The following is a 24538-nucleotide window of genomic DNA, read 5'->3' on the forward strand; positions in this document are numbered from 1 at the left end:
CGTCGACGCGTGTAGACATGCCCACGTCAATCGCTCATGATGCACGACAGTTCGACGACCGGGATCTGTCGCGCCGGTGAACGGGCGGCGCCCCCGGGCGACGGGAGCGGACCGTCGCGCGGGGGCGCGGGTGTGCGGTGGCGGGTGGCGGGTCAGCGGCTGCGAGGCCGGCGGGTGCCGGGTGCGCTGTGCGTGCGGGCGGGGCGGCGGGTTAGCGGACGCCGCCGGTGTGCGGAGCCGGGTCCGGAAGCCAGCCGCGGCGCTGCGCCAGAATTCCCGCCTGGAAGCGGGTGCGGGCACCCAGCTCGTCCAGCAGCTCCGCCACCCGCCGGGTGACGGTGCGCGGGCTCACGCCCAGCTGCCGGGCGATCGCCTCGTCCTTCACCCCCGCCGCGAGCAGGGTCAGCAGCCCCAGGTCCGAACACGACGGCCGATCCGGCGCGGGCTGCGGCAGCAGCGGCGCGGCCTGCTGCCACAGCAGCTCGAAGAGACCCACGAGCGCGTCCAGCAGTGCGCACGGGCGGATCACCAGCGCGCTGTCCACCTGGTCGTCGAGCGCGATCGGCAGCAGCGCCACCGACCGGTCGGCGACCGCCAGCTTCATCGGCACCTGCGGATGGACGCGCGACCGCTCGCCGTTGGCCGCCGCCCGCCGCGCCGCCGCCAGGGCGCCGGGGTACTCCAGCGACTCCGGGGCGTAGATGCCGCGTACCACCACGTCCTCGTGCAGCCGCGCCGTCACGCCCTCTTCCGAACCGGTCGCGTCGGCCGCGTAGGGCGGCCGGTCGAAGACCAGCAGCTCCCGCTCGCAGCCGCGGACGAGCTGGGCGAAGCGCTCCGCGATGGCCTGCCGGCCGGTGAGGATCTCCAGCAGCTCGTCGGGCTGCCGGCCCGTGCTCAGCGTCGCCGCCAGCGCCCGGGCGTTGCGCTGCAGTTCGCCCAGCTCCCGGCGGCGCCGGGCGACGAGCAGGTCGACGGCGGTGTCCGGGCGGGTGGCCAGCAGCCGCACCGGGCGCCCGGGCAGCCGGCTGACCAGGCCCAGCTCCTCCAGCTCCGTCACGCCGCGGCGCGTGGCGCGCTCGGGGCGGCCCAGCTCCCCGGCGAGCTGGGCGACGGTCCTGCCGGGCGCCGCCAGCAGCGCGCGGTAGACGGACTCTGCGTACGGCGGTATCCCCAGGGCCTCAAGCATCAGGCCATCGTGGCCACTTGTAGACGTGGCCACAAGACGCCATGAAGATTCGTTCCGCAGCGCGGGCCGCCCGCGGTAAGACCGGGATCATGTCCTCCCGACGGCTCCCCCAGCACCTCCGCGCTGCCGTGACCGCCCTCCTCCTCGGCGGGCTGATCCTTCCGGCCCTGTCGGCCGCGCCGGCCGTGGCCGGCCCTCCGCCCCTCGCCGCCCCGCCCGCGGACGGGGCGGCGGCCCCCACTTCCGCCTCCGCCTCCGCCACGGTCACCCTCGTCACCGGCGACGAGGTCACCCTCGCCGCCCCGGCCGCGGCCCCGGCGGACGGACCGCCCGCCGTCTCCGTCACCCCGCGGTCCGGCTCCGAAGAGAGCCGCTCCTTCACCACCCTGCGCGACGGCGCGGACGTCTACGTCGTCCCGGACGACGCCGCCGCCCTCGTGCCCGAGGTGCTCGACCTCGAACTGTTCAACATCACCGCCCTCGTCGAGATGGGCTACGACGACGCCGCCACCGGCGCGCTGCCGCTGATCGTGCAGGGCCCCCGCCCGCTGGCCGCGACCGGCGAGGCGACCCGCGCGGACGCACTGCGGCTGCCGAGCATCGACGCCGTCGCCGTGGACCTGCCCAAGCAGGACGCCGAGGGCTTCGCCGCGACGCTCGCCCGCCCGGCCGGCCCCGCGGCGGCCGGGGTGCGCCGGGTGTGGCTGGACCGCCGGCTGGAGGCCGCCGAACTCGACGGCAACCTCGGCCAGATCGGCGCCCCCGAGGTGTGGGAGTCGGGGCTGAGCGGGGCCGGCGTGGACGTGGCCGTACTCGACTCCGGTGTCGACGCCGACCATCCCGACCTACGCGGCCAGGTCGCGGGCGCCGCCGACTTCACCGGCGAGGGCACGACCGAGGACCGCAACGGCCACGGCACCCACGTCGCCTCGCTCGTCGCGGGCAGCGGCGCGGCGTCCGGCGGCGCCCGCAGGGGCGTGGCGTACGACGCCCGGCTGCTGTCCGGCCGGGTCCTGGACGGGGAGGGCCAGGGCAGAGCTTCCTGGGTGATCGCCGGGATGCAGTGGGCCACCGAGCAGGGCGCCGACGTCGTCAACCTCAGCCTCGGCGGCACCGCGCCCGAGCGCCCGGAGAACGACCCCGTCGCCAGAGCGCTCGACGGCCTGGCGGCCGAGACCGGCACCCTCTTCGTCGTCGCCGCGGGCAACTCCGGCCCGTACTCCGGCACCATCGGCACCCCCGGCGTCGCGGAGAGCGCGCTGACCGTCGGGGCCGCGGGCGCCGACGGCAGCACCCCTCGGTTCTCCAGCGTCGGGCCGACGACCGGCGCGTTCCTCGCCAAGCCCGACCTGACCGCCCCCGGAGTCGACATCACCGGCGCCCGCGCCGGCGGCGGCGAGGCCGACCCGTACACGCGGATGAGCGGCACCTCGCAGGCCACCCCGCATGTCGCCGGCGCCGCCGCGCTGCTGCTGCAGAAGCACCCCGGCTGGGACTGGCGGCGGCTGAAGACCGCCCTCACGACCACCGCGGACGGCGACCCCGCCGCGCCCCGCCCGCACGTCGCCGGCGCCGGCGTCCTCGACCTGCCCGGCGCCGCGGACGAGACGCTGCAACTCAACCGCGGGAACGTCGACTTCGGCTACCTGCGCCACCCCGACGGCGACCGTCCCGCGGCGCTGGAGCTGACCCTGACCAACACCGGCGCCGAGCCCCGCAACCTCACCCTCACCGACCTCGCCACCGAGCGCGCCGGTGCCCCCCTCGGGGACGACGCCGTCACCGTGACCCCCGGCGCGGTGACCGTCGCGCCCGGTGCCACGGAGCGGGTCACGGTCACGCTGACGCCCGCGGACGTCGCGCCCGGCGTGTACTCAGGCGCCGTCGTCCTCACCGAGAGCGGGCACGACAGCGTCACCCTGCCGCTCAGCTTCTACCGCGAACCGCCCCGCCACGACGTGGACCTCACCGTCCTCGACCGGCACGGCCGGCCCTGGGCGGGCGGCAGCCTGTGGCTGCTCAACATGGCGGAGACCTACCCGGAGACCGGCGGCGGCTTCCGCACCGTCCACCTCGACGAGAACGGCCGCGCCACCGCCCGCATGCTGCCCGGGCCACTGTCGATGCTGGCCAAGGTCGAGACGCCCGCCGCGGACGGCGAACCCGCCACCGTCGCCTTCGCCGGCTCACCGGAGGTGCAGCTCGACGCCGACATGGCGTACACCATCGACGCCCGCAAGGCGCTTCCGCTGCGCCCCGCGACGGTCGAGGGCGCGGACACGCAGGTGCGGCACGCCTCCGTCCACTACGCGCGCCACGACGCCGCCGGCACCGGCGGCTTCAACGAGGGGATCTACGCCACCGGCGAGGAGATCGAGCAGGGCCGGGTCTTCCTGCAGCCGACCGGGCCGGTGCGGCACGGCAGCGTGGCGTTCGAGACCCGCTGGCGCCTGGCGACCGAGGGCCGCGAGCGCGGGCGGCAGGCCGATGTGTACGAGCTGGTGCTCGGCCGCGGCGAGGTCATCCCCGACCCGCCGCGCTACCGCGTGACGCGCGCCGAGGCGCGCAAGCTGGCGCGCGTCGAGGCCGACTACCGTTCGCTGCTCGGCCGGGAGGACACGTACACCGAGACCCGCGAGGCGCGCAGCGCCGGCATCGAGACCGCCATCGTCTTCGAGTATCCGCTCGCGGTGCCGCAGCGCCGCGTCGAGCTGGTCACCGCGCGGCCGGACGTCGCGTGGCGGACTTGCGTCCGCGGCCCCGGGGTGGCGCTCGCGCGCCTGTGCGCGCCCACGTTGCCGTACGAGCCGGGGGAGCGCGCCGCACCCGTCTGGTTCGGCGCCCCGGCCCCGGCGGTCATCGCCGGCGTGCACTACGGCGACTCCCTCGACCTGCCGGTGTCGCTGAGCGACGGCGAGCACCAGGGCTCGGTGTGGAATGTGCCGGTCACCGGGAACGAGAGCCTGCGGCTCTTCCGCGACGGCACCGAGATCCCGCCCCGCCCCGGCAGCAGCTACTTCCCCGTCACGCCGGAGCCCGCCACGTACCGGCTGGAGCACACCTCCCGCCCCGACCGCGACGCGCTGCCGATCGGCAGCGAGACGCGCACGAGCTGGACGTTCCCGGCCCGCGGCCCGGCGGACCCGGTGGTGGGGCAGGAGCGGGTACGGCTGCTGGGCGTCGACTACGCGCCCCGCACCGGCCGCGACGGCGACGTCCCCGCGTACCGGCCGCTCACGGTCGGCCTGCGGCTGACCTCCACCGCGGGGCCCGAGGACGCGATCAGGACGGAGCGCGGCAGCGTGCGCTGCTGGGCCTCCACGGACCGCGGGCGGCGGTGGCACGAGGCACTGGTGATCCCGGGCCGGGGCGGGGAGCTGACCGCGCTCGTCCCGGGGCTGTGGCCGCGCCCGGGCCAGGAGGTCTCGGTGCGGGTACGCGGTACGGCGGCGGAGGGACGCGCCGTGGACCAGACGATCCTCGACGCCTACCGCGTCGGCTGAGGCGCCGCGCCGGCCCCGGGCCGCACCGCCGGGGCCGGCGCGGTTCCACCCCTCGACTCAGGGCGCCGGGCCGACCTCTGCGCAGCTCGGCCCGGCCTCGCCGAGGATCAAAAAAAAGAGCGAACGGTCGTGCTATCTTCTGCCCATGAAACCAGTCGCCACCGCCCTCATAGGCAAGGTCCTCAACGCCACCGCCGCCGTCCTCCCCGGCCTCGCGGGCCGCGGCGCCCTCGTCCTCTACCGCTATCCGCGCGCCGACCGCTCCCTCACGGACGACGAACGCCGGCTGCTCGCCGGCGCGTTCACCGGCAGCATCACGGTGGCCGGCAGGAACGTGGTCACGTACTGCTGGGGCGACGACGAGCGGCCGGTGCTGCTGGTGCACGGCTGGCGCTCGCGGGCCGCGCACTTCGCCCCGTACATCACCGCGCTGCGGGCCGCCGGCTACACGCCCGTCGCCTTCGACGCTCCCGCCCACGGCGCGTCCGAGGGGCGCAGCACGACCGTGCTGGAGTACCGCGAGATCATCGCGCGGCTGTACGCGGAGCACGGCCGGTTCAACGCCGTCGTGGCGCACTCCCTCGGCGGCCCCGCCGCCTTCCTCGCGCTGCGCGGCGCCGCCGCGGCCGACCGGCTGGTGGTCGTCTCCGGCGTCGCCGACTTCGACCACGTCGTCGACGTGTTCTGCGCCGGCCTCGGGCTCGGGCCCCGGGTGAAGGCCGCGCTGCGGCGGCGCATCGAGATCGACATGTTCCCCGGCGAACACGACCTGTGGCGGCGCTTCGACGTCACGTACCGGCCGCACGAGATCGACCTGCCGATCCTGCTCGTCCACGACGAGGACGACCGCATGGTCTCGGCCCGGCAGGCGGACAAGACCGCGGCGGCCTACGGTGACCGCGTCCGCCGGCACCGCACCAGCGGCCTCGGCCACCGCCGGATCCTGGCGGACCCGGACGTGGTGCGGACGGCGCTCGCGTTCGTGTCAGCCGGGGAGCGCGTCCGGGACTGAGTCCGGGTCCGAGGCCGCAGCGCGCAGCCGGGTCACGACGGCGGTCGCGGCCAGGTCGTACGCGTTCGGGGCACCGTGCAGCAGCGACAGCAGGTTGGCGTGTTCCAGCAGCGCGATCAGCTCGAACGCGAGCCGGGCCGGGTCGGTCTCCGGCCGCAGCTCGCCGGCGGCACGGGCCTCCTCGGCCGTCCGTTCCACGTACGCCGCCCAGTCGCGGTGCGCCGCCGCCACCGCGTCGTGCACGGGGCCGGAGCGGGAGGCGAATTCCGCCGCCGCGCTGTAGAAGAAGCAGCCGCCGGGGAAGACGCGCTCGCGCGAGTAGCGCAGCCAGCGGGCGCAGAGCCCCTGCAGCCGGCCGACCCCCGGCGGCAGCTCCGCCACGGGCACCACCACGGTCTTGGCGAACACCGCGCCCGCCGCCCGCACCGTCGCAAGCTGCAGCTCCTCCTTGGACCCGAAGAGCGCGAAGACCCCGCTCTTGCTCAGCCCCAGCTCGCCCGCGATCCGGCCCAGCGACAGGCCCTCCAGGCCCTCCACCGAGGCGATGTCCATCGTCCGCCGCAGCACGAGCCGGCGCGTCTGGTTGCCGCGCTCGACCCGCCCGTCCACCCGCGTACCGGCCACCGTAGCTCGCCTCCTTCACCTGCCCGCCAGTCTACTGACCAGCGCCGTCCCCGCTCCCGGCGGCAAGAACGGGGGCCGGAGGCCCGCCCCGGGGCCGTTGTCGGCGGTGCCCGGCACACTGGTCGGTATGGGTGACACGCGAACCGCGATCGAGGAGCTGACGGGGCTGTGGTTCTCCACCTTCGGCGACGACGGGCCGATACCCACGCGCGCGGGCGGACCTTGCGCGGGCGGATGCCGCGGGGGGCGCGGGTCATAGCGGCCGGCGCCACGGTCGCCGGTGTGCTGCTGGTGAGCGGGGTGTGGGCGGTGCTGGGGGACTCGGGACGGACCTCGGGGGAGCGGGTGCCGGACGCCGACCTGGTGCACTTCGCGTCCGGCCACGGCTACGAGCCGGTGCGCACGGTGCTGCGCTCCCGCACGGACGTCACCGCCTTCGCGGAGCGGTTCCCGGCGGCGGCGCTGGGCGGCCGGGCGGCGGCCGGGCTGACCGGGCGGGACTTCGGCGCCGAGGTGCTGGTCGCCTTCGCCTGGAGCACCGGGTGCGCGACCGCGGACTCCGCCGACCTGCGCCGCTCCGCCGAACAGGGGCTCTTCGCGGTACCCGTCGACACCACGTCGTACCGGAAGTGCGCGGAGCCCTGGGACGCGCTCGCCGTGTTCGCGGTGCCGCGGGAGCGGGCGCCGCACGACGTCGAGCTGCAGGGCGCGGCACCGGACCCGCCAGGGCCCCCCGCGGCGACGCCCAGGTCGTGACGGCCCGTCAGAGGAACTCGTCCAGCAGGGTGTAGAACTCCATCCGCGCCGGGTCGATGCGGAAGCCGCCGGCGCCGCCCGCGCCGGCAGTACCTCCTGCGCCTCCTGTGCCGCCCGCGGCATACGCGCGCAGGAAGCGCTCCGGGGCTCCCGGGCCGTACTGCGGGTTCAGCTCGTCGTCGCCGAGGCTGCGGCAGGCCAGGGCGAGGTCCAGGTGCCGGTCGGCGACGCCGAGGCGGCCGAGGTCGACGACGCCGGAGACCTCCAGCGTCTCCGGGTCGACCAGCACGTTCGGCGCGCACAGGTCGCCGTGGCAGACGACCAGGTCCTCCGCCGCGGGACGGGTGCGTACCAGCTCCGCGAGGAGGTCGGTGGCGCTCCGGCCGAGCCGGTGGTCGTCGAAGTCCTCCTCGTCGACGCACCCGGCGGCGACCGCCGTACCCGCCAGCGGCACCGTCACCGACAGGTCCCGGACGAACGGACAGCCGTCGACGGGCAGTTCGTGCAGCCTGCGCGCGAAGCGCGCCATTGCCGCGACGGCCCCGTCCCGCAGCCGCCCGGGCCACGGCTCGGCGAGCGAGCGCCCCGGCCGCGCCTCGGTCACCAGCCATGACACCCCGTCCGCCGCCCCGGCGTCGACCACCTCGGGGGCGGGCAGGTCCTGGGCGCGCAGCCAGCGCGTGCACGCCGCCTCGTGCCGCAGATCAGCCCCGGGCTCGCGGTGCCCGCCCGGCCCGGCGGTCTTCACGTACAGCTCGCCGGGCCCGCTGAGCCGCCACACCCCCGCGCCCGACATGCCGTCGTGCACCGGCCGCCAGTCGTACGCGGCGTACCGTGCGCGCAGCCCGGCTATCACTTTTCCGGTCGGAAGACGCAGAACTCGTTGCCCTCGGGGTCGGCCATGATGTCCCAGTCGATCTCGTCGTCGTGCCGGCGGACCAGCGCCGCGCCCAGCGCCAGCAGCTCCGCCGTGTCGCCCCAGACGTCGAGGTGTATCCGGTTCTTGACCGTCTTCGGCTCCGGGACGGGGTTGATCCAGATGACCGGCCCGTGCCCGGCCGCGTCGTGGATGGGCACCGGCCACTCGGCCGGCCGCGGCTCGTCGTGATACGTCCTGCGGGCATAGCCCAGGGCGGTGCACCACCAGTCGGCGAGCGCCTGGTGGTCCCGGGCGTCCAGCGCTAGATCCTTGAAGCGTGCGGACATACGGGCGATCTTAACCCCGCCGGGCCGCGTACCCCCGGCCCGTGAAACGCCGTGCCGCCCCCACCCGGGAGCCGGGAATCCTCCGTGTAGTCCCTAAGGCGGAGGCCGGGATATCCGTATGCAGGCGGACGCGGGGGCCCGGTCCGCCCGCATACGGTTTCGGCGTGACCGAGACCTTCCCCAAGACGATCCAGGGCGGCCTGACCGCACTGCGGCACGAGCTGATAACCGGCGCAGTCGGGGCCCGTCCGCTGCCCCCGCTGTCCACCGACGGTCCCGGCTGGGACGTGTTCCCCGCCGAGGTGCGGCGGGCCCTGGGCTGGCTGGTGCACATCGTGGTCGTCGCCTTCGCCGTCGCCATGCTCTGGCTGAGCTACGCGCTGTACGAGGGTCAGTACCGCTACGACGGCCCCTACTGGACCGCGGAGCTGAGCCTGCTGCTGGGCCTGACGGCGGCCGCCCCGCTGCTGCTGGCGCTGATCCAGCCGATCGCCGCCTGGTGGCTGTCCCTCGTGGGCGTGTGCGTGGTGGGGGTGGCCGGGCTGGACATCGACCCGTGGCCGTTCGCGGAGCCGACGTTCCCCTCGCACCTGGCGGTGATGGTGCTGGTGGCGCTGCGCAGCCGGCCGGTGGTGTCGGCCGCGGTCTGGGCCGGCACCGTCGCCGTGGGCGTCCTGCTGGCGACCTTCGGCCCCCGGGGGTCCTGGTCGGACGACAACGTCACCGTGTTCGCCGTGTGGTCGGCCGTCGCGCTCGGCCTGGCGTTGCTGTTGCGGGCCTTTCTGGAGGCCCGCAGCAGGGCGGCCGCCAGCGACGACGCCACCGTGGCGGAGAGATCGAAGCGCACCGTGCTGGAGGAGCGCACCACCATCGCGCGCGAGCTGCACGACGTGGTCGCGCACCACATGTCCGTCATCGCCATCCAGGCGGAGGCGGCGCCGTACCGGGTGGAGAGCATCCCGCCCGAGCTGGCCGCCTCCTTCGGCACCATCCGCGAGAACGCGGTCGCCGCGCTCGCGGAGCTGCGCCGCGTGCTCGGCGTGATCCGCGTTGCCGACTTCGAGAGCTACGACGCGCCGGAGGCCCCTCAGCCCACCCTGGACGCCCTCGACGCCCTGCTGGACAACGTCCGCGAGGCGGGGCTCCCGGTGGAGAAGGTGGTCACCGGCGCCCGGCGGGATCTGCCGCCGGGCGTCGAGCTGTCCGCGTTCCGCATCATCCAGGAGGCGCTCAGCAACGCGCTCCGGCACTCGCCGGGCGCCGACACCCGCGTCGAACTCGCCTATGTCCTGGGCGGCCTGGGGCTGCGCGTGGTCAACGGGCCCGCGGTCGCCGACGAGGCGTCCGGGACCGCGGCCGTGCCCGCCGGGAGTGGATCGGGGCACGGGATCACCGGGATGCGTGAGCGCGTCGCCGTGCTGGACGGGGAGATGACGGCCGGTCCGATGCCCGACGAGGGCTACGAGGTCGTCGTCTTCCTGCCCGCTCCCGCCCTCGTGGAGCCGCCGGCCGCGGGGGAGGAGGACGCGTGACCATCCGGGTGCTCATCGTCGACGACCAGGAAATGGTCCGCGAAGGCTTCTCCGTTCTGCTCGGCGCCCAGCGGGACATCGAGGTCGCCGGCGAGGCCGGCGACGGGCAGGAGGCCGTCGCGAAGGTCGCGGAACTGCAGCCGGACGTCGTGCTCATGGACGTTCGGATGCCGAACGTCAACGGCCTTGAGGCCACCCGGCGGATCGTCGCCGCCGACGCCGACGCCAAGGTCCTGGTGCTGACCACCTTCGACCAGGACGAGTACGTCTACCAGGCGCTCCGCGCCGGGGCGAGCGGGTTCCTGCTCAAGGACGCCTCCGCCGGCCAGCTGGCCGACGCGGTACGGATCGTCGCCGCGGGCGAAGCGCTGCTCGCGCCCACCGTCACCAAACGCCTGATCGGCACCTTCGCCGGCACCGCCGTCGCCGGCGCGGTCCCGGCGCCGCGCACCCGGATCGGCGATCTGACCGAACGCGAGACGGAGGTGCTCACCCACATCGCCCGCGGCCTGTCCAACGCGGAGATCGCCGCCCGGCTGGTCGTCGCCGAGTCGACCGTCAAGACCCACGTCGGGCGCATCCTGGAGAAGCTCGGCCTGCGCGACCGCACCCAGGCGGCGGTGTACGCGTACGAGGCCCGGCTGGTGACGCCGTCGCCCTGACGCCCACCGTGCGCTGACCGGCCGCACCCTCCTCTTCACCCCGTCACCTTCACCTTCGCCTTCACCCCTTCACCCCGGCCACCGGCCGCTTCCCTGCCTTCGCGATGCCGAAAACGGCACGAGGGCCACCCCGGGCACGCGCCCCGGGCCGACGGCCGCGTGGTGCCCGCCGACTCCCATGCCCTGAGCGAGGAGGCCGTCATGGCCGTCGACCACCGTCCGCGTACGCCCGCGCCGTTGCTCGTGCCACCGGCCCGCGAGGGCGGCCCGGCGTCCGCACGCCCGCGCGGGACGGCCGGCGTCCTGATTCCCGTCGCGCTGTCCCTGGTTCTCGGGCTGTGGGGGCTGCGCCGGCAGGGCACGATGTGGCGCGACGAGGCCGTCACGTACGACATGGCTCAGCGCGGCCCCGCCGGGCCGCTGCGCGTCCTGGGCGACCACGACATCGTGCACGGCCTGTACTACCTGCTGATGCAGGGGGTGTTCGCGGTGTGCGGCGACGGTCTCGTCTCGCTGCGGCTGCCGTCGGCGCTGGCCATGGCGGCCGCCGCGGCCGGCGTGGCCGTGCTCGGCCGCATGCTGGCCGGCCCGGGCACCGGACTCGCCGCGGGCGCGGTCTTCGCGCTGCTGCCCGACGTCCAGCGGTACGCGCAGGAGGGACGCTCGTACGCGCTGGTGTGCGCCGCCGTGGTGTGGTCGACCGTGCTGTTCGTACGCGCCGCGCACGATCGGCGCACCGGCCTGTGGGCCGGCTACGCCGCGCTGTCGCTGGCGGCGTGCCTGCTGCACGAGTTCGCCGTCCTGGCGGTGCTCGCCCACGGGGTGGCGATACTCGCGGCCCGGGCACCGGGCGGCCTGCCGCGCGCCTGGGGCACGGCGGCGGGCGGCGTGGCCGTGGGGCTCGCGCCGCTGGCGGTGATCAGCGCCGGACAGACCGAACAGGTGGCGTGGATCGCCCCGCCCGACGCGCTCACCTGGCTGGGCATCGTCGCGGTGGTGGCGGTGGCCCTGGCCGGTGCGGCGGCGGTCGGCGGGCCGGTGGCGGCGGTGGCCCTGCCGCTGGCGCTCGTCCCGACCGCGGCTCTCCTGCTGGTGTCGCCTGTCACGTTCTTGTTCGTGGATCGCTACGTCGTCTACTCCGACGCCGGACTGGCGCTGCTGACGGGTGCCGCGCTGCACGCCGCGTGGCGCCGCGGGGGCCCGCTGCGCGCGGGGGCGGCGGCCGTCGCGGCGGTGGCGGCGGCGACCCTGGTGGTTCCGGTCGGTCAGCACCTGCGATCGCCCGAGAGCCGGCCGGACGACCTGGCCGCCGTCGCCGGCGCCGTGCGGGCGCAGTCGGGTCCGGGCGACGGGCTGCTCTTCTCTCCGGCCCGCCGCCGGGTCTGGACGCTGTCCGACGACCCCGCCTACCGCGGCCTGACCGACCTGGCCCTGCGTTCGGACCCGCGTGCCTCCCACACCCTGTACGGCACCGAACTGCCACCGGCCACCGTCCGCGCGCGCATGCTCGGTGCCCGGCGCATCATCGTCCTCCACGACCCGTCGGGGCGGCCCCTCGACAAGAGCCGGGCGGAGCGCATCAAACGGGCCACCCTCCGCACCGACTTCGAACGCTGCGCCACCACCCGCGTCCACGGCGCCCGGGTCACCCTCTATGCGCGCCCCGGCGCCTGCTGACCGCCCGGTCGCCCGCGAGTGCTCAGCGGTAGAGCAGGTAGCGCCGGCGGCGGCGGGTGAAGTCCGCCAGCTCGTCCCGCCAGGCGCCCACGACCCCGGCCACGTCCACGCCCTCGTCGATCATCGTGCGCATCCGCGGCGAGCCCGACAGCTTGTCGATCCAGAACGGCCGCTGCGCGTCCCAGCTGTCCTGCCGCCAGGCGAACTCCGGGTAGCGCCGGGCCTCGACGAGCATCGCCACCGCCGTCGTCACCGGCTCGTAGCGCCGCCGGTCGGCGACGTGGACCTGCACGCCCGCGCACGTCTCGCCCTCGTGCTTGCCGAACGTCGGCACGAAGTACGCCTCGCGGAACTCCACCCCCGGCAGCCCGCGGGCGTTCAGCCGGTCGCTGTAGTGGTAGTCGAGGTACGGCGCGCCGATCCACTCGAACGGGCGCGTGGTGCCGCGCCCCTCGGAGAGGTTGGTGCCCTCGAAGAAGCAGGTGCCCGCGTACGCCAGCGCCGTGTCGGCCGTCGGCATGTTCGGCGACGGCGGCACCCAGGGCAGGCTGCCGTCCTGGGCGTACGACTCGGGGTCCCAGCCCTGCACCCGTACGACCTCCAGCTCCACCGGGCCGCCCGCGCCCTCGTCGGGCAGCAGCTCGCCGTTGAAGTAGCGGGCCAGCTCGCCGACCGTCATGCCGTGCTGCTGCACGATCGGCTTGAGCCCCACGCCGGAGGTGAACTCCGGGGTCATCATGGCGCCGTCGGCGCGCCGGCCGATCGGGTTGGGGCGGTCGAGCACGACGAAGGCGGCGCCGGTCTCGCGGGCCGCGACCATCGCGTTGTACATCGTCCAGATGTAGGTGTAGAAGCGCGCGCCCACGTCCTGGATGTCGAAGACGATCGTGTCCGCGCCGGCCTTGGTGAACAGCTCGGCCATCGTCGCGGCGTCCGCGCCGTACGCGTCGTAGACCGTCAGGCCCGTCCGCGGGTCGATGGTCTCCGGCTCCGCCTCCCCGGCCTGCGCGCTGCCGCGGAAGCCGTGCTCGGGGCCGAAGACGCCGGCGATGTCGAGGTCGCCGGAGGCGTGCATGGAGTCGACGACGTGGCGGGTGTCGCGCAGGACCCCGGTCGGGTTGCTGACGATGCCCAGCCGGCGGTCGCGCAGCATGGACCAGCCCTGCGCGGCGGCGGCGTCGGCGCCGGTCAGCACCTCGTCGGGCCGCCCGCCGCCGCGGGCGGGCGCGGGCGCGGGGGCGGCCCGGCCCGGTGCCGCGCCGGCGAGCAGGGGGACGGCCGTGCCCGCGGCGGCGCCGGTCAGGAGCGTGCGGCGGGACGGTGCGGAAGGTCTCGGCATGGCGGAGAAGCTAACCGACCGCGGGGGAGGGGAACAGGGTCGGGGCCGGTTGCCAGTGGTGTACAACTCTGGTGGCGGGAGGCGACCGAGGGGGTGTCAGGCGGCGGCGAGCACGACCTCCAGCGTCCGCGGGCCGTGGACGCCCTCCACCCGGTCCAGCTCGATGTCGCTGGTCGCCGAGGGCCCCGAGATCCACGTCAGCGGGCGGGCCGGGTCCAGCCGCGCCATCGCCTGCGGCAGCGAGTCCACCACCTGCTCCGGCACCCGCACCACGCACACGTGGTGGTCCGGGATCAGCGTGATCCGCCGCCGGCCCTGCCCGGGCCCGGCGTCCAGCACGATCGTGCCGGTCTCCGCCACGGCCAGCGCGCAGCCCGTCAGCACGCCGTCGACGGCGTCCAGGTCCCGGGCCGTGCTCGCGGCCCGGTCCGGGACGCGGGTGGCCGCGACCGCGGCGGTCCACGCGGGCGGCAGCCCGTCCGGTACGAGCAGCGTGCGCGTGCCGCGCTCGGCGAACAGCCGTCCCAGCAGCTCCGGCAGCCCGCCGGCGTCCGTACGGTGCACGCGGGCGCGGTAGTCGGCGAGGTTCTCCGCGAGCAGGTCCGCGGACTCGGCGGGGGAGCGGTCGCCGTGCACGTGCAGGTAGTCGCGCGGTACTGCCGGCTCCGGCGTACCCGCGGCGTCGCGGGTGGCGGCCCGTACCCGGGCGAGGATCGTCTCCCGGCTGCTCACGTCGTACCTCTCACGATCCGGCTCCGCGGGTGCGCTTCCACCACGCGCGGAACGACTCCTTCGGCACCGGCGGCAGATCCCGGGTCGCCGACCACGCCCGGCCCGGCCCCGGCAGCCGGCGCGGGTGCAGCCGCCGGGTGCCGGTCGTGGCGCGCAGCGCGGCGCCGTAGGCGCGCGGGTGCGCCATCGTCCAGCGCGCCGCCCGCATAGCCGCCCGCTCCGCGGCGTGTCCCTTCGCCGGCTTGACGACCGTCTTCGTGCCGCGCACCGTGTACGTGCCGCCCTCCGCGACCCGGGTGCGCAGGTGCACCAGCACCTCGGGGATGTCGATGGCGACCGGGCACACCTCGTAGCACGCGCCGCACAGTGTCGAGGCGTACGGCAGGGAGGCGTCCAGCGTGCTCGCCGTGCCGCGCAGCTGCGGGGTGAGGATCGCGCCGATCGGGCCCGGGTAGGCGGAGCCGTACGCGTGCCCGCCGGCGCGCTCGTACACCGGGCAGACGTTGAGACACGCCGAGCATCTGATGCACCGGAGCGCCTGGCGTCCGACCTGGTCGGACAGCGTGTCGGTGCGTCCGTTGTCCAGCAGCACGAGGTGGAAGTCCCGCGGCCCGTCGCCGTCCGAAGTACCGGTCCAGGTGCTGGTGTACGGGTTCATCCGCTCGGCGGTCGAGGAGCGCGGCAGCAGTTGGAGGAAGACCTCCAGGTCCCGCCAGGTCGGCACCACCTTCTCGATGCCGACGACGGAGATCAGCGTCTCCGGCAGCGTCAGGCACATCCGGCCGTTGCCCTCGGACTCCAGCACCACCAGCGTGCCCGTCTCGGCGACCATGAAGTTCGCCCCGGAGACGCCGACCCGGGCGCCGAGGAACTTCTCCCGCAGGTGCAGCCGTGCCGCCTCGGCCAGTTCGGCGGGCCGGTCGCCGAGCCCGGCGGGCGCGGGGCGGCCCCAGTCGCCCATGCGGTCGCGGAAGATGTCGCGGATCTCGCCGCGGTTCTTGTGGATGGCGGGGACCAGGATGTGCGACGGCAGGTCGTCGCCGAGCTGCACGATCAGCTCGGCGAGGTCCGTCTCGTACGCGCGGATGCCGGCCGCCGCCAGGGCCTCGTTCAGCCCGATCTCCTGCGTGGCCATCGACTTGACCTTGACGACCTCGTCGGCACCGGTGTCCCGGACCAGCCGGGTGACGATCGCGTTCGCCTCCGCGGCGTCCGCGGCCCAGTGCACGTGCCCGCCCGCGGCGGTCACCGCCGCCTCCAACTGCTCCAGATAGCGGTCCAGGTGGCGCAGCGTGTCGTCCTTGACGGCGGCGCCCGCGGCGCGCAGCCGGTCCCAGTCGGACAGCTCGGCGACGGCCGCCGCGCGCTTGGCGCGGATGGTGTGCGTCGCGTGCGTGAGGTTGCCGCGCAGCGTGGCGTCGGCGGTGGCCGCGGCGGCGGACTGCGGGAAGGCCGCGGGGCGCGTACGCGGCATGCCGAGGAACGTACGGGCGTCACCGGCCCGACGGGCGTCGGTCACCAGACCTCCCCTGACGTGCTCGCCAGGATCTCCGCGATGTGCACCGGCCGGACGGGCGAGCCGCGGCGCGCCAGCGTGCCGCCGATGTGCATCAGGCAGGAGTTGTCCGCCGCGCACACCGCCTGCGCTCCCGACTCCTCCACGTGCCGCGCCTTGTCGGCGCCCATCGCCGCCGAGACCGCCGGGTTCTTCAGCGCGAACGTACCGCCGAACCCGCAGCACTCCTCCGCGCCGTCCAGCTCGCGCAGCGTGAGCCCCTGCACCCGCTCCAGCAGCCGCCGCGGCCGGTCACCGAGCCCCAGCACCCGCAGCCCGTGACAGGTCGGATGATAGGTGACCGTGTGCGGGTAGTACGCGCCGACGTCGGTCACCTTCAGCACGTCGGTGAGGAACTCGGTCAGCTCGTACGTGCGCGGCGCGACGGCCGCCGCCGCGGGGTCGTCGAGCCGGGGGTAGTTGTCGCGGACCATCGCCGCGCACGAGCCGGACGGCGCCACGACGTAGTCGTAGCCCTCGAAGACGTGCGCGTAGTGGCGGGCAAGCGGCCGAGTTTCGCGCCGGTAACCCGTGTTGAACTGGGCCTGGCCGCAGCACGACTGGGCCGGCGGGAAGTCGACCGCGACGCCCAGCCGCTCCAGGAGGGTCACCACCGCCCGCCCGGTGTGCGGGTAGAGCGTGTCGTTGACACACGTCACGAAGAGCGCAACGCGCATTCCGCTTCCTCCCACGCCGCTTCCTCCCCGGCCGACCGGCCGCCGGGTTCATACTCCCTCAGCGACTGCGTTCTGTGAAGCAGAGATCGGAGGTCTGAAAGGGTGCCGTCGATCGCGCCGGCCGCCCGCGCCTGGACGAGGACGTTGCCGAGCGCCGCCGCCTCCACCGGTCCCGCCACCACCGGCAGCCCGCAGGCGTCCGCCGTCAGCCGGCACAGCAGCTCGTTGCGCGCGCCGCCGCCGACGACGTGCACCACACGCACCGTACGGCCCGAAAGCCGCTGCGCGTCGGCCACGGCGCGGCGGTGCGCCAGGGCGAGCGAGTCCAGCACGCAGCGCACGGTCTCCGCCGCCGTCCGCGGCGCCGGCCGGCCCGCCCGCCGGCACGCCGCGGCGATCCGCTCCGGCATCCGGCCCGGGGCGAGGAACCCCGGGTCGCCGGCGTCCACGTACGAGCGCAGCCGCGGCACCGCGGCGGCCTCGGCGAGCAGCGCGTCCAGCTCGTACGCGCGCCCCTCGGCGTCCCAGGTGCGCAGGCACTCCTGGAGCAGCCACAGGCCCATGATGTTGCGGAGGTAGCGCACGGTGCCGTCCACCCCCAGCTCGTTGGTGAAGCCGGCAAGGCGGCTCTCCTCGGTGAGCACCGGGGCGGCCAGCTCGACGCCGGCCAGCGACCAGGTACCGGTGGCGATGTACGCGAAGTCCGCGTCCCGGGCGGGGACGGCGGCCACGGCCGAGGCGGTGTCGTGCGAGCCGACCGCGGTCACCGGCACCGGCCCGGTGAGCCCCGTCTCCTCCAGCACCGCGGGCAGCAGTTCACCCGCGGGATCGCCGGGGTGGCGCAGCGGCGGGAAGAGCCCGAGGTCGACGCCGGCGGCCTCGGCGACGCGGCGGGAGAACGTGCCCGTACGCGGGTCGACGAGCGCGGTGGTGGAGGCGTTGGTCAGCTCGGTGCCGGCCTCGCCGGTCAGCCAGTACGCCATGAGGTCGGGGACGAGGAGCAGTTGCCGGGCCGCGGCCAGCGCCGGGGTGCCGCGGGCGGCGAGGAGCTGGTGGACGGTGTTGAACGGCTGGGGCGCGAGGCCCGTCGCCCGGTACAGCTCCGCCGCCGGCAGCACGGCGGCCAGCTTCGCCGCCATGCCCTCGGTGCGCGCGTCGCGGTAGTGCACCGGGTTGCCGATGAGCGCGCCGGAGGCGTCGAGCAGCCCGTAGTCGACGGCCCAGGAGTCGATGCCGACGCCGGCGAGCCGGCCGCCGGCGCGCCGGCCCGCCGCACGCAGCCCGTCGAGCACGCCGGCGTAGAGCGCGAGCACGTCCCAGTGGAGTGTGCCGGCCAGTCGTACGGGGCGGTTGGGGAACCGGTGCACCTCCTCGACGTGCAGTTCGCCGCCGCCGGCGCGGCCGAGTATCACGCGCCCGCTGGCGGCGCCGAGGTCGACGGCCGCGAACGGCGGCGGGTCGCCGCCAGGCCCGTACGCGCCGCTCACCGCAGGAACGCCGCGGCCACGCCCGCGTCCACGGGGATGTGCAGCCCGGTCGTGTGGCTCAGCTCGCCGGCCGTCAGCGCGAACACCGCGTTCGCCACGTGCTCCGGCAGCACCTCCCGCTTCAGCAGCGTGCGCTGGGCGTAGAACTCGCCGAGCTTCTCCTCCGGCACCCCGTAGACCGCCGCCCGCTTGGCGCCCCAGCCGCCGGCGAAGATGCCGGAGCCGCGCACGACGCCGTCGGGGTTGACGCCGTTGACGCGTACGCCCAGCTCGCCCAGCTCGGCGGCGAGCAGCCGCACCTGGTGTGCCTGGTCGGCCTTGGCGGCCCCGTACGCGATGTTGTTCGGCCCGGCGAACACGCCGTTCTTGGAGGCGATGTAGACGATGTCGCCGCCCATCTCCTGGGCGGCCAGCACCTCCGCCGCCGCGCGGGAGACGAGGAACGAGCCGCGCGCCATGATCGCGTGCTGGCGGTCCCAGTCCGCCGCCGTCGTCTCCGCCAGCGGCTTGGAGACCGAGATCCCGGCGTTGTTGACGACGAGGTCCACGCCGCCGAACGCGAGCACCGCGGTCCGGAACGCCGCCGCGATCTGCTCCTCCGCGGTGACGTCCACCTCGACGGCGACGGCCTTGTCAGGACCGCCCAGCTCGGCGGCGACCGCCTCGGCGCCGCCCGCGTCCCGGTCGGCGACGACGACGCACGCGCCCTCCGCGACCAGCCGCCGCGCGATGGCCCGGCCGATGCCCGAGCCGGCGCCGGTGACCAGCGCCACCCGGGTCGCGAGCGGCTTCGGCGGCGGCATCCGGCGCAGCTTGGCCTCCTCCAGCTCCCAGTACTCGATGCGGAACTTCTCCGCCTCGGCGATGGGGGCGTACGCGGACACGGCCTCGGCGCCGCGCATCACGTTGATCGCGTTGACGTAGAACTCGCCGGCCACCCGGGCGGTCTGCTTGTCCTTGCCGAAGCTGAACATCCCGACGCCGGGCACGAGGACGATCGCCGGGTCGGCGCCGCGCATGGCCGGCGAGCCGGGCTCGGCGTGGCGCTCGTAGTAGGCGCGGTAGTCCTCGCGGTACGCGACGTGCAGCTCCCGCAGCCGCGCGACGGCGTCTGCCACCGGCGCGCCGGGCGGCAGGTCCAGGACCAGCGGGCGGACCTTGGTGCGCAGGAAGTGGTCGGGGCAGGACGTGCCGAGTGCGGCCAGCCGCGGATGCGCCTCGCGCGCCAGGAAGTCCAGCACGGCGTCGCCGTCGGTGAAGTGGCCGACCTGGTGCCGGTCTGTGGACGCCAGCCCGCGGATCACCGGCGCCAGCGCGGCGGCCCGCTCCCGGCGTTCGCCGGCGGGCAGCGGCCCGTAGCCCTCCAGGAGCGGGCCGAACGGGTCGGGCCGCCCCTGCGCGGCGAGGAACCGCTCGGCGGTGCGGATGATCTCCAGCGAGTTGCGCTCGCACTCCGCGGAGTCCGCGCCCCACGCCGTGATGCCGTGGCCGCCGAGGACCACGCCGATCGCCCCGGGGTGCGCCTCGTGCACGGCCGCGATGTCCAGGCCCAGCTGGAAGCCGGGCCGCCGCCACGGCACCCACACCACGCGCTCGCCGAAGCACCGCCGGGTCAGTTCCTCGCCGTCCGCGGCGCAGGCGAGCGCGATGCCGGAGTCGGGGTGGAGGTGGTCGACGTGCGGGGCGCCGACCAGGCCGTGCATGGCGGTGTCGATCGAGGGTGCTGTTCCTTCTCCCCCCGGGAGCCATCCGCGGCCGTGCAGGCAGTAGTCGAACGCGCCCACCATCTCGTCCTCGCGGTCCACTCCCGGGTACGTGCCCGCCAGCGCCCGCAGCCGGTCCAGACGCAGCACCGCGAGCCCCGCGGCCGTCAGCGTGCCGAGGTCGCCGCCGGAGCCCTTGACCCACATCAGCTCCACGTCGCCCCCGGTCACCGGGTCGGTCGCGGTGCCCTTCGCGGAGGCGTTGCCGCCCGCGTAGTTGGTGTTGCGCGGGTCCGCCCCCAGCCGGTGCGCCCGCTCCAGCAGGTCGGCCACCGGGTCGTACGCGCCCTCCGGCCGCGGCGCCCCGCTCACGCGCCCCACCCGGCCTGCGTGCCGCCGACCCGCTCCGCGGCTATCCGCTCGGCCCACCCCGAGCGCCGGTACGCGGCCACCGGGTCCGGGTCGAGCCCCAGCTCCTCGCGCACCTCGGCCAGCAGCGGCCGTACGTCGGTGTTGTAGGCGTCCATCAGCACGGCGTTGGCGCCCAGCACGTCGCCCTCGCGCTGCGCGGCGGCCAGCGCCTCGCGGTCGACGAGCAGCGCCTTGGCCGTGGCCTCCTGGACGTTCATCACCGAGCGGATGATCGCGGGGATCTTCGGCTCGATGTTGTGGCACTGGTCGAGCATGAACGCCACGTCGGGGCCGAACCCGCCGCCCCGCACGACCTCGTACATGAGGCGGAACAGCTGGAACGGGTCGGCCGCGCCGACCATCAGGTCGTCGTCCGCGTAGAAGCGGGAGTTGAAGTCGAAGCCGCCGAGCTTCCCCTCCCGCAGCAGCACCGCGACGATGAACTCGATGTTGGTGCCCGGCGCGTGGTGCCCGGTGTCCACCACCACCTGAGCCCGGTCGCCCAGGCGCAGGCAGTGTGCGTACGCCGTGCCCCAGTCCGGCACGTCCATGTGGTAGAAGGCCGGCTCGAAGAGCTTGTACTCCAGCAGCATCCGCTGCCCCTCGCCGAGCCGCCCGTACACCGCGTCCAGCGCCTCGGCCAGCCGGTCCTGGCGCTCGCGCACGTCGTCCTGGCCGGGGTAGTTGGTGCCGTCGGAGAACCAGAGCTTCAGGTCCCGCGAGCCGGTGGCGTCCATGATGTCGACGCACTCCATCAGGTGCGCCAGCGCCTTGCGCCGCACCGCCGGGTCCGGGTGGGTGACCGAGCCCAGCTTGTAGTCGTCGTCCTGGAAGACGTTGGCGTTGATCGCGCCGAGCCGGAGCCCCCGCTCCTTCGCGTACGCCGCGAGCGCCGCGTAGCCGTCGGCGCCCGCCACCCGGTCCCAGGGGATGTGCAGCGCGACGGACGGCGCCACACCGGTGTGCTCGTGGACCCGGGCGGCGTCGTCCAGCTTCTCCTGGGGCGTGCGCGGCACCCCCGGCTGCGCGAAGACCTTGAAGCGTGTGCCTGAGTTGCCGTACGCCCAGGACGGTGTCTCGATTGCCTGGGACTTGAGTGCCGCTTTCACGGTCATCGCGAGGCCTTTCCGCGCGGGGGTGTCGCTGTCGTGTGGGGTGTGTTCAGTTGGCGAAGCGGTGCGTGCCCGCGTCCGCGGCGAAGACGGCGCAGCCGTCCGCCATCCGCAGGAAGCGGGCGCTGCCGTGGGAGACGTCCGCCGCGGACCGGGCCGGGACCCAGACCTCGGCGGTGGTGTTGAAGGGGAGCGTCACGTCCAGCCGCAGCCGGCCGTCGCGCTGTTCCCAGTCCGTGCTGACGGGGCCGTAGAGGGTCGTGAGCCGGCCGGCGGCCCGGTCGACCCGGCCGCCGGGGCGGGGGCGGACCAGCAGCTTGCGGAAGCCCGGCTCGGCAGGGGCGATGCCGGTGATGTGGCGGTACATCCACTCCCCGACGCAGCCGTAGGCGTAGTGGTTGAAGGAGTTCATGCCGGCGTCCTGGAAGGAGCCGTCGGGCCTGATGGAGTCCCAGCGCTCCCACATGGTGGTGGCGCCGTTGGCGATCTGGTAGCCCCAGCCCGGGAACGTGTCCTGGTGCAGCAGCCGGTACGCGACGTCGGTGTGGCCGGTGGCGGTCAGTACGGGCAGCAGCCGGGGGGTGCCGAGGAAGCCGGTGGACAGGTGCCAGTCGCGGGCCTCGACGAGCGCGACGAGACGGTCGGCGGCCGGCCCGCGGGCGTCCTCGGGCAACAGGTCCATGGAGAGCGCCAGCACGTACGCGGTCTGCGTGTCGCCCTTGATCCTGGCCCCGCCCTCGGACACGTAGGCGGCGGTGAACGCCTCGCGTACGGCGCCGGAGAGCGTGTCGTACGGGGCCGGGTCGCGGCCGAGGACGCGGGCGACGCGGGCGACGAGGTCGGCGCTGTGCGCGAAGTACGCGGTGCCGATGACGTCCTTCGGCGTCTCGTCCTCGGTGTTGAGCCAGTCGCCGTAGCCCTCGGCGGGGCGCAGGTAGCCGGTGCTGTTGCGCTCCAGGTAGCCGAGCCACGCCAGCATCGAGTCCCACGACTGCTCCAGTACGCGGGTGTCGCCGTACGCCTGGTACAGCGCCCACGGCACGGTGGTGCCGGCGTCGCCCCAGCCGGCGACGCCCTTGCCGACCGGGCCGACCCAGGGGGCGACGTCGGGGTAGGCGCCGTCGTCGGCCTGGTCGTCGCGCAGGTCGTACAGCCACTTGGTGAGGAAGCGGGCGGACTCCATCGTGTACGCCGCGGTGGGCGCGAAGACGTTGATGTCGCCGGTCCAGCCCAGGCGTTCGTCGCGGGCCGGGGTGTCGGTGGGCACGGACAGGAAGTTGCCGCGCTGGCCCCAGGTGATGTTGGCGTGCAGCTGGTTGAGCGTCGGCACGTTCGTCTCGAAGTCCATCGTGAACGGCGCGGCGGTGTGCATCACGCGGCCGGTGACCGCGCTCGTCGGCGGCGTGCCCGGGTAGCCGGTGACCTCGACGTAGCGGAAGCCGTGGAAGGTGAACCTCGGCTCGTAGACCTCCCCTTCCGCGTCGCCGCGCAGGGTGTACGTATCGGTCGCGCGGGCGGTGCGCAGGTTGGCGGTGTAGAGGGTGCCGTCGGGGTTCAGCACCTCGGCGTGGCGCAGCGTGACGACGGTGCCGGCCGCGCCCGTCACCCGCAGCCGGACGGCGCCGACCATGTTCTGGCCGAGGTCGAAGACGAACACCCCGGGCGCGGGCTCGGTGACCTTCCGCGCGGGCAGTTCGGTCTGCACCCGGGTCGGCCCGTCGACCTGGGCGACGACCGCGGTGCCGCCGGCGTCCGCGGCCTCGGCCGGGCGCCAGCCGGAGTCGTCGAACCCGGGCGCGGTCCAGCCGGGGGTCTCCAGGCGGGCGTCGTGGTCCTCGCCGGCCATCAGGTCCGCGGCGGTGACGGGGCCGCCGGTGGCGCGCCAGCCGGTGTCCGACAGGATCCGCTCGACGCTGCCGTCGGCGTACGTCACCTCCAGCTGTGCCAGCAGCGCGGGGCGTTCGCCGTAGTGGTGCGGCCCGAACCAGCCGAGGTTGCCCGCGTACCAGCCGGCGGCCAGGTCGACGCCGACGGCGTTGGCGCCGGGGCGCAGCAGGCCGGTGACGTCGTACGTCTGGTATTGCACCCGCTCGTGGTAGTCGGTCCAGCCGGGGGCGAGCACGTCCTCGCCGACGCGGCGGCCGTTGAGGTGGGCCTCGTACAGCCCGAGGGCCGTGGCGTACAGCCGCGCGCGGGCGATGCGCCGCACCGGCAGCCGGAACTCGTGCCGCAGCTGCGCGGCGGGCAGCGAGACGGGCACGGTGACCTCGCCCCACGGGCCGGCGCCCCAGGGGGCGAGGACCTGGACGGCGGCCCAGTCGGAGTCGTCGAAGTCGGGGGCGGTCCAGCCGTCGGCGGGCTCGGCGTCGGCGGACTTCCAGCCGGCGTCGGTGACGCGGGTCGTGACGCCGTCGGCGGTGGTGAGTTCGAGGACGCCGAGCAGTCCGGCGGGGCCTTCGGAGCCGTTGGCGGCGGCGACGGCCACGACGACGGCAGCGGCGCCGGCGGTGAGCAGCCCGGTGACGTCCACGACGTCGGGGCGGTTCCAGGCGGTGCCGGCGGCGACCTCGGTGCCGTCGACGTACGTGGTGTGGCGGTCGTCGGCGGCGATGACCAGCCGGGCCCGGGTGACACCCGCGGGTATGTCGAGCCGGGCGCGGAACCAGCGGGTCTCGGCGGGGGCGCTGGACGCCGGGTCGCCCTCGGGGAACCAGATCCACGAGGCGCCGGTGATGTCGGGCGCGTCGGTCGGCGGGTCGGGCGCGGAGATCCACGTCGCGGCCCACTCCTCGCCGCGCAGCCCCGTCTCCCACCAGGTGGGCTCGCTCCAGTCGGACGCCGTGCCCTCCCGGTCCCAGACGCGCACGGTCCAGTGGTAGCGGGTACGCGGCCGCAACTCCGGCCCGCCGTACGGCACGAGGACGGAGTCGGCGGACTCGACCCTGCCGCTGTCCCACACGTCAGGGTCGGCGAGCCGGCCCGGGTCGGTGGCCACCCGGACCTGGTACGCGCGCTGCGCCCCGCCGGGCGTACCGGACTCCACGGGCCAGCTGAGCCGGGGGCGGTCGACGTCGAGGCCCAGCGGGCGGCTGACGTACTCCACGGTCGGCCGGGTCACCCGCGTCTCCCGGACCGCATCGCTCCCGGCAGCGCGGGCGGCGGGCGCGGCGCCGGTGGCGGCGGTACCGATGGCGGTGGCGGTGCCGAGCAGTCGACGCCTGCTGATCACGGGGCCCTCCGGGGGACAACGTGCATGAATCGTTTCAGATTACGAAGTTAGGCAGGCGGGGAGGGAGTGTCAAGAGGTCGCGGACGACTTGGCGTTGCCCGGAAAGTTTCCACGTCTGACCCATTGACGGGC

General features: G+C 75.1%; 18 protein-coding genes. 6 read left to right on the plus strand and 12 right to left on the minus strand.

Annotation, left to right across the window (positions count from 1 at the left end):
* Nucleotides 1-211: 211 nt before the first annotated feature.
* Nucleotides 212-1189, minus strand: coding sequence for a TrmB family transcriptional regulator (locus T328_RS05020; protein WP_496494623.1), 978 nt, complete (start codon nucleotides 1187-1189; stop codon nucleotides 212-214).
* A gap of 89 nt (nucleotides 1190-1278) precedes the next feature.
* Here T328_RS05020 and T328_RS05025 point away from each other — a divergent pair, with 89 nt between their 5' ends.
* Both T328_RS05025 and T328_RS05030 read left to right on the plus strand, forming a co-directional pair.
* The gene (locus tag T328_RS05025) at nucleotides 1279-4692 is read left to right on the plus strand and encodes a S8 family peptidase (protein WP_496494624.1); all 3414 of its coding nucleotides are present in this window, start codon (nucleotides 1279-1281) and stop codon (nucleotides 4690-4692) included.
* A gap of 145 nt (nucleotides 4693-4837) precedes the next feature.
* Nucleotides 4838-5704 (plus strand): alpha/beta fold hydrolase, encoded by an 867-nt coding sequence (locus T328_RS05030; RefSeq protein ID WP_496494625.1) that lies wholly within the window; start codon nucleotides 4838-4840, stop codon nucleotides 5702-5704.
* Here T328_RS05030 and T328_RS05035 read toward each other — a convergent pair.
* Entirely contained in the window at nucleotides 5678-6328 is a 651-nt protein-coding gene (locus T328_RS05035) for a TetR family transcriptional regulator C-terminal domain-containing protein (protein ID WP_496494626.1), read from the minus strand. The genes T328_RS05030 and T328_RS05035 overlap by 27 nt on opposite strands.
* A gap of 282 nt (nucleotides 6329-6610) precedes the next feature.
* Between T328_RS05035 and T328_RS05040 the strand changes: the two genes are divergently transcribed.
* Complete coding sequence (locus tag T328_RS05040; protein ID WP_496494627.1) at nucleotides 6611-7084, plus strand: hypothetical protein; 474 nt, start codon at nucleotides 6611-6613, stop codon at nucleotides 7082-7084.
* A gap of 7 nt (nucleotides 7085-7091) precedes the next feature.
* Here T328_RS05040 and T328_RS05045 read toward each other — a convergent pair whose 3' ends face one another.
* Together T328_RS05045 and T328_RS05050 are read right to left on the minus strand one after the other, a co-directional pair.
* Nucleotides 7092-7940 carry an APH(3') family aminoglycoside O-phosphotransferase gene (locus T328_RS05045; RefSeq protein WP_496494628.1) on the minus strand — a complete coding sequence of 283 codons (849 nt, stop codon included), beginning with the start codon at nucleotides 7938-7940 and terminating at the stop codon, nucleotides 7092-7094.
* Nucleotides 7937-8290, minus strand: coding sequence for a VOC family protein (locus tag T328_RS05050; protein WP_496494629.1), 354 nt, complete (start codon nucleotides 8288-8290; stop codon nucleotides 7937-7939). The genes T328_RS05045 and T328_RS05050 overlap by 4 nt, the downstream gene beginning before the upstream one ends.
* Before the next feature lie 164 nt (nucleotides 8291-8454).
* Between T328_RS05050 and T328_RS05055 the strand changes: the two genes are divergently transcribed.
* From T328_RS05055 to T328_RS05065, 3 genes are all read left to right on the plus strand, one after another.
* Nucleotides 8455-9822, plus strand: coding sequence for a sensor histidine kinase (locus tag T328_RS05055; protein ID WP_496494630.1), 1368 nt, complete (start codon nucleotides 8455-8457; stop codon nucleotides 9820-9822).
* On the plus strand, nucleotides 9819-10484 hold the full coding sequence (locus tag T328_RS05060) for a response regulator (RefSeq protein WP_496494631.1): 666 nt from the start codon (nucleotides 9819-9821) through the stop codon (nucleotides 10482-10484). Before T328_RS05055 ends, T328_RS05060 begins: the two co-directional genes overlap by 4 nt.
* A gap of 201 nt (nucleotides 10485-10685) precedes the next feature.
* Entirely contained in the window at nucleotides 10686-12161 is a 1476-nt protein-coding gene (locus T328_RS05065) for a glycosyltransferase family 39 protein (protein ID WP_496494632.1), read from the plus strand.
* Between the two features lie 22 nt (nucleotides 12162-12183).
* On the opposite strand, the gene T328_RS05070 is transcribed toward T328_RS05065, so the two are convergent.
* From T328_RS05070 to T328_RS05105, 8 genes are all read right to left on the minus strand, one after another.
* Nucleotides 12184-13500, minus strand: coding sequence for an exo-beta-N-acetylmuramidase NamZ family protein (locus T328_RS05070; protein WP_496494633.1), 1317 nt, complete (start codon nucleotides 13498-13500; stop codon nucleotides 12184-12186).
* Between the two features lie 96 nt (nucleotides 13501-13596).
* Nucleotides 13597-14232, minus strand: a complete 636-nt coding sequence (locus T328_RS05075) for a LutC/YkgG family protein (RefSeq protein ID WP_496494634.1) — start codon at nucleotides 14230-14232, stop codon at nucleotides 13597-13599.
* Between the two features lie 10 nt (nucleotides 14233-14242).
* Entirely contained in the window at nucleotides 14243-15706 is a 1464-nt protein-coding gene (locus T328_RS05080) for a lactate utilization protein B (RefSeq protein WP_496494897.1), read from the minus strand.
* Between the two features lie 41 nt (nucleotides 15707-15747).
* Nucleotides 15748-16464 carry a (Fe-S)-binding protein gene (locus T328_RS05085; RefSeq protein WP_496494635.1) on the minus strand — a complete coding sequence of 239 codons (717 nt, stop codon included), beginning with the start codon at nucleotides 16462-16464 and terminating at the stop codon, nucleotides 15748-15750.
* Nucleotides 16443-17951 (minus strand): rhamnulokinase, encoded by a 1509-nt coding sequence (locus T328_RS05090; RefSeq protein WP_496494636.1) that lies wholly within the window; start codon nucleotides 17949-17951, stop codon nucleotides 16443-16445. The genes T328_RS05085 and T328_RS05090 overlap by 22 nt, the downstream gene beginning before the upstream one ends.
* Nucleotides 17948-20035 (minus strand): bifunctional aldolase/short-chain dehydrogenase, encoded by a 2088-nt coding sequence (locus T328_RS05095; protein WP_496494637.1) that lies wholly within the window; start codon nucleotides 20033-20035, stop codon nucleotides 17948-17950. Before T328_RS05095 ends, T328_RS05090 begins: the two co-directional genes overlap by 4 nt.
* The gene (gene rhaI, locus T328_RS05100) at nucleotides 20023-21180 is read right to left on the minus strand and encodes an L-rhamnose isomerase (protein ID WP_496494638.1); all 1158 of its coding nucleotides are present in this window, start codon (nucleotides 21178-21180) and stop codon (nucleotides 20023-20025) included. The genes T328_RS05095 and rhaI overlap by 13 nt, the downstream gene beginning before the upstream one ends.
* Nucleotides 21181-21226: 46 nt before the next feature.
* Complete coding sequence (locus T328_RS05105) at nucleotides 21227-24406, minus strand: alpha-L-rhamnosidase (protein WP_496494639.1); 3180 nt, start codon at nucleotides 24404-24406, stop codon at nucleotides 21227-21229.
* Nucleotides 24407-24538 lie beyond the last annotated feature (132 nt).

Source organism: Streptomyces sp. CNX435, from assembly GCF_059570575.1.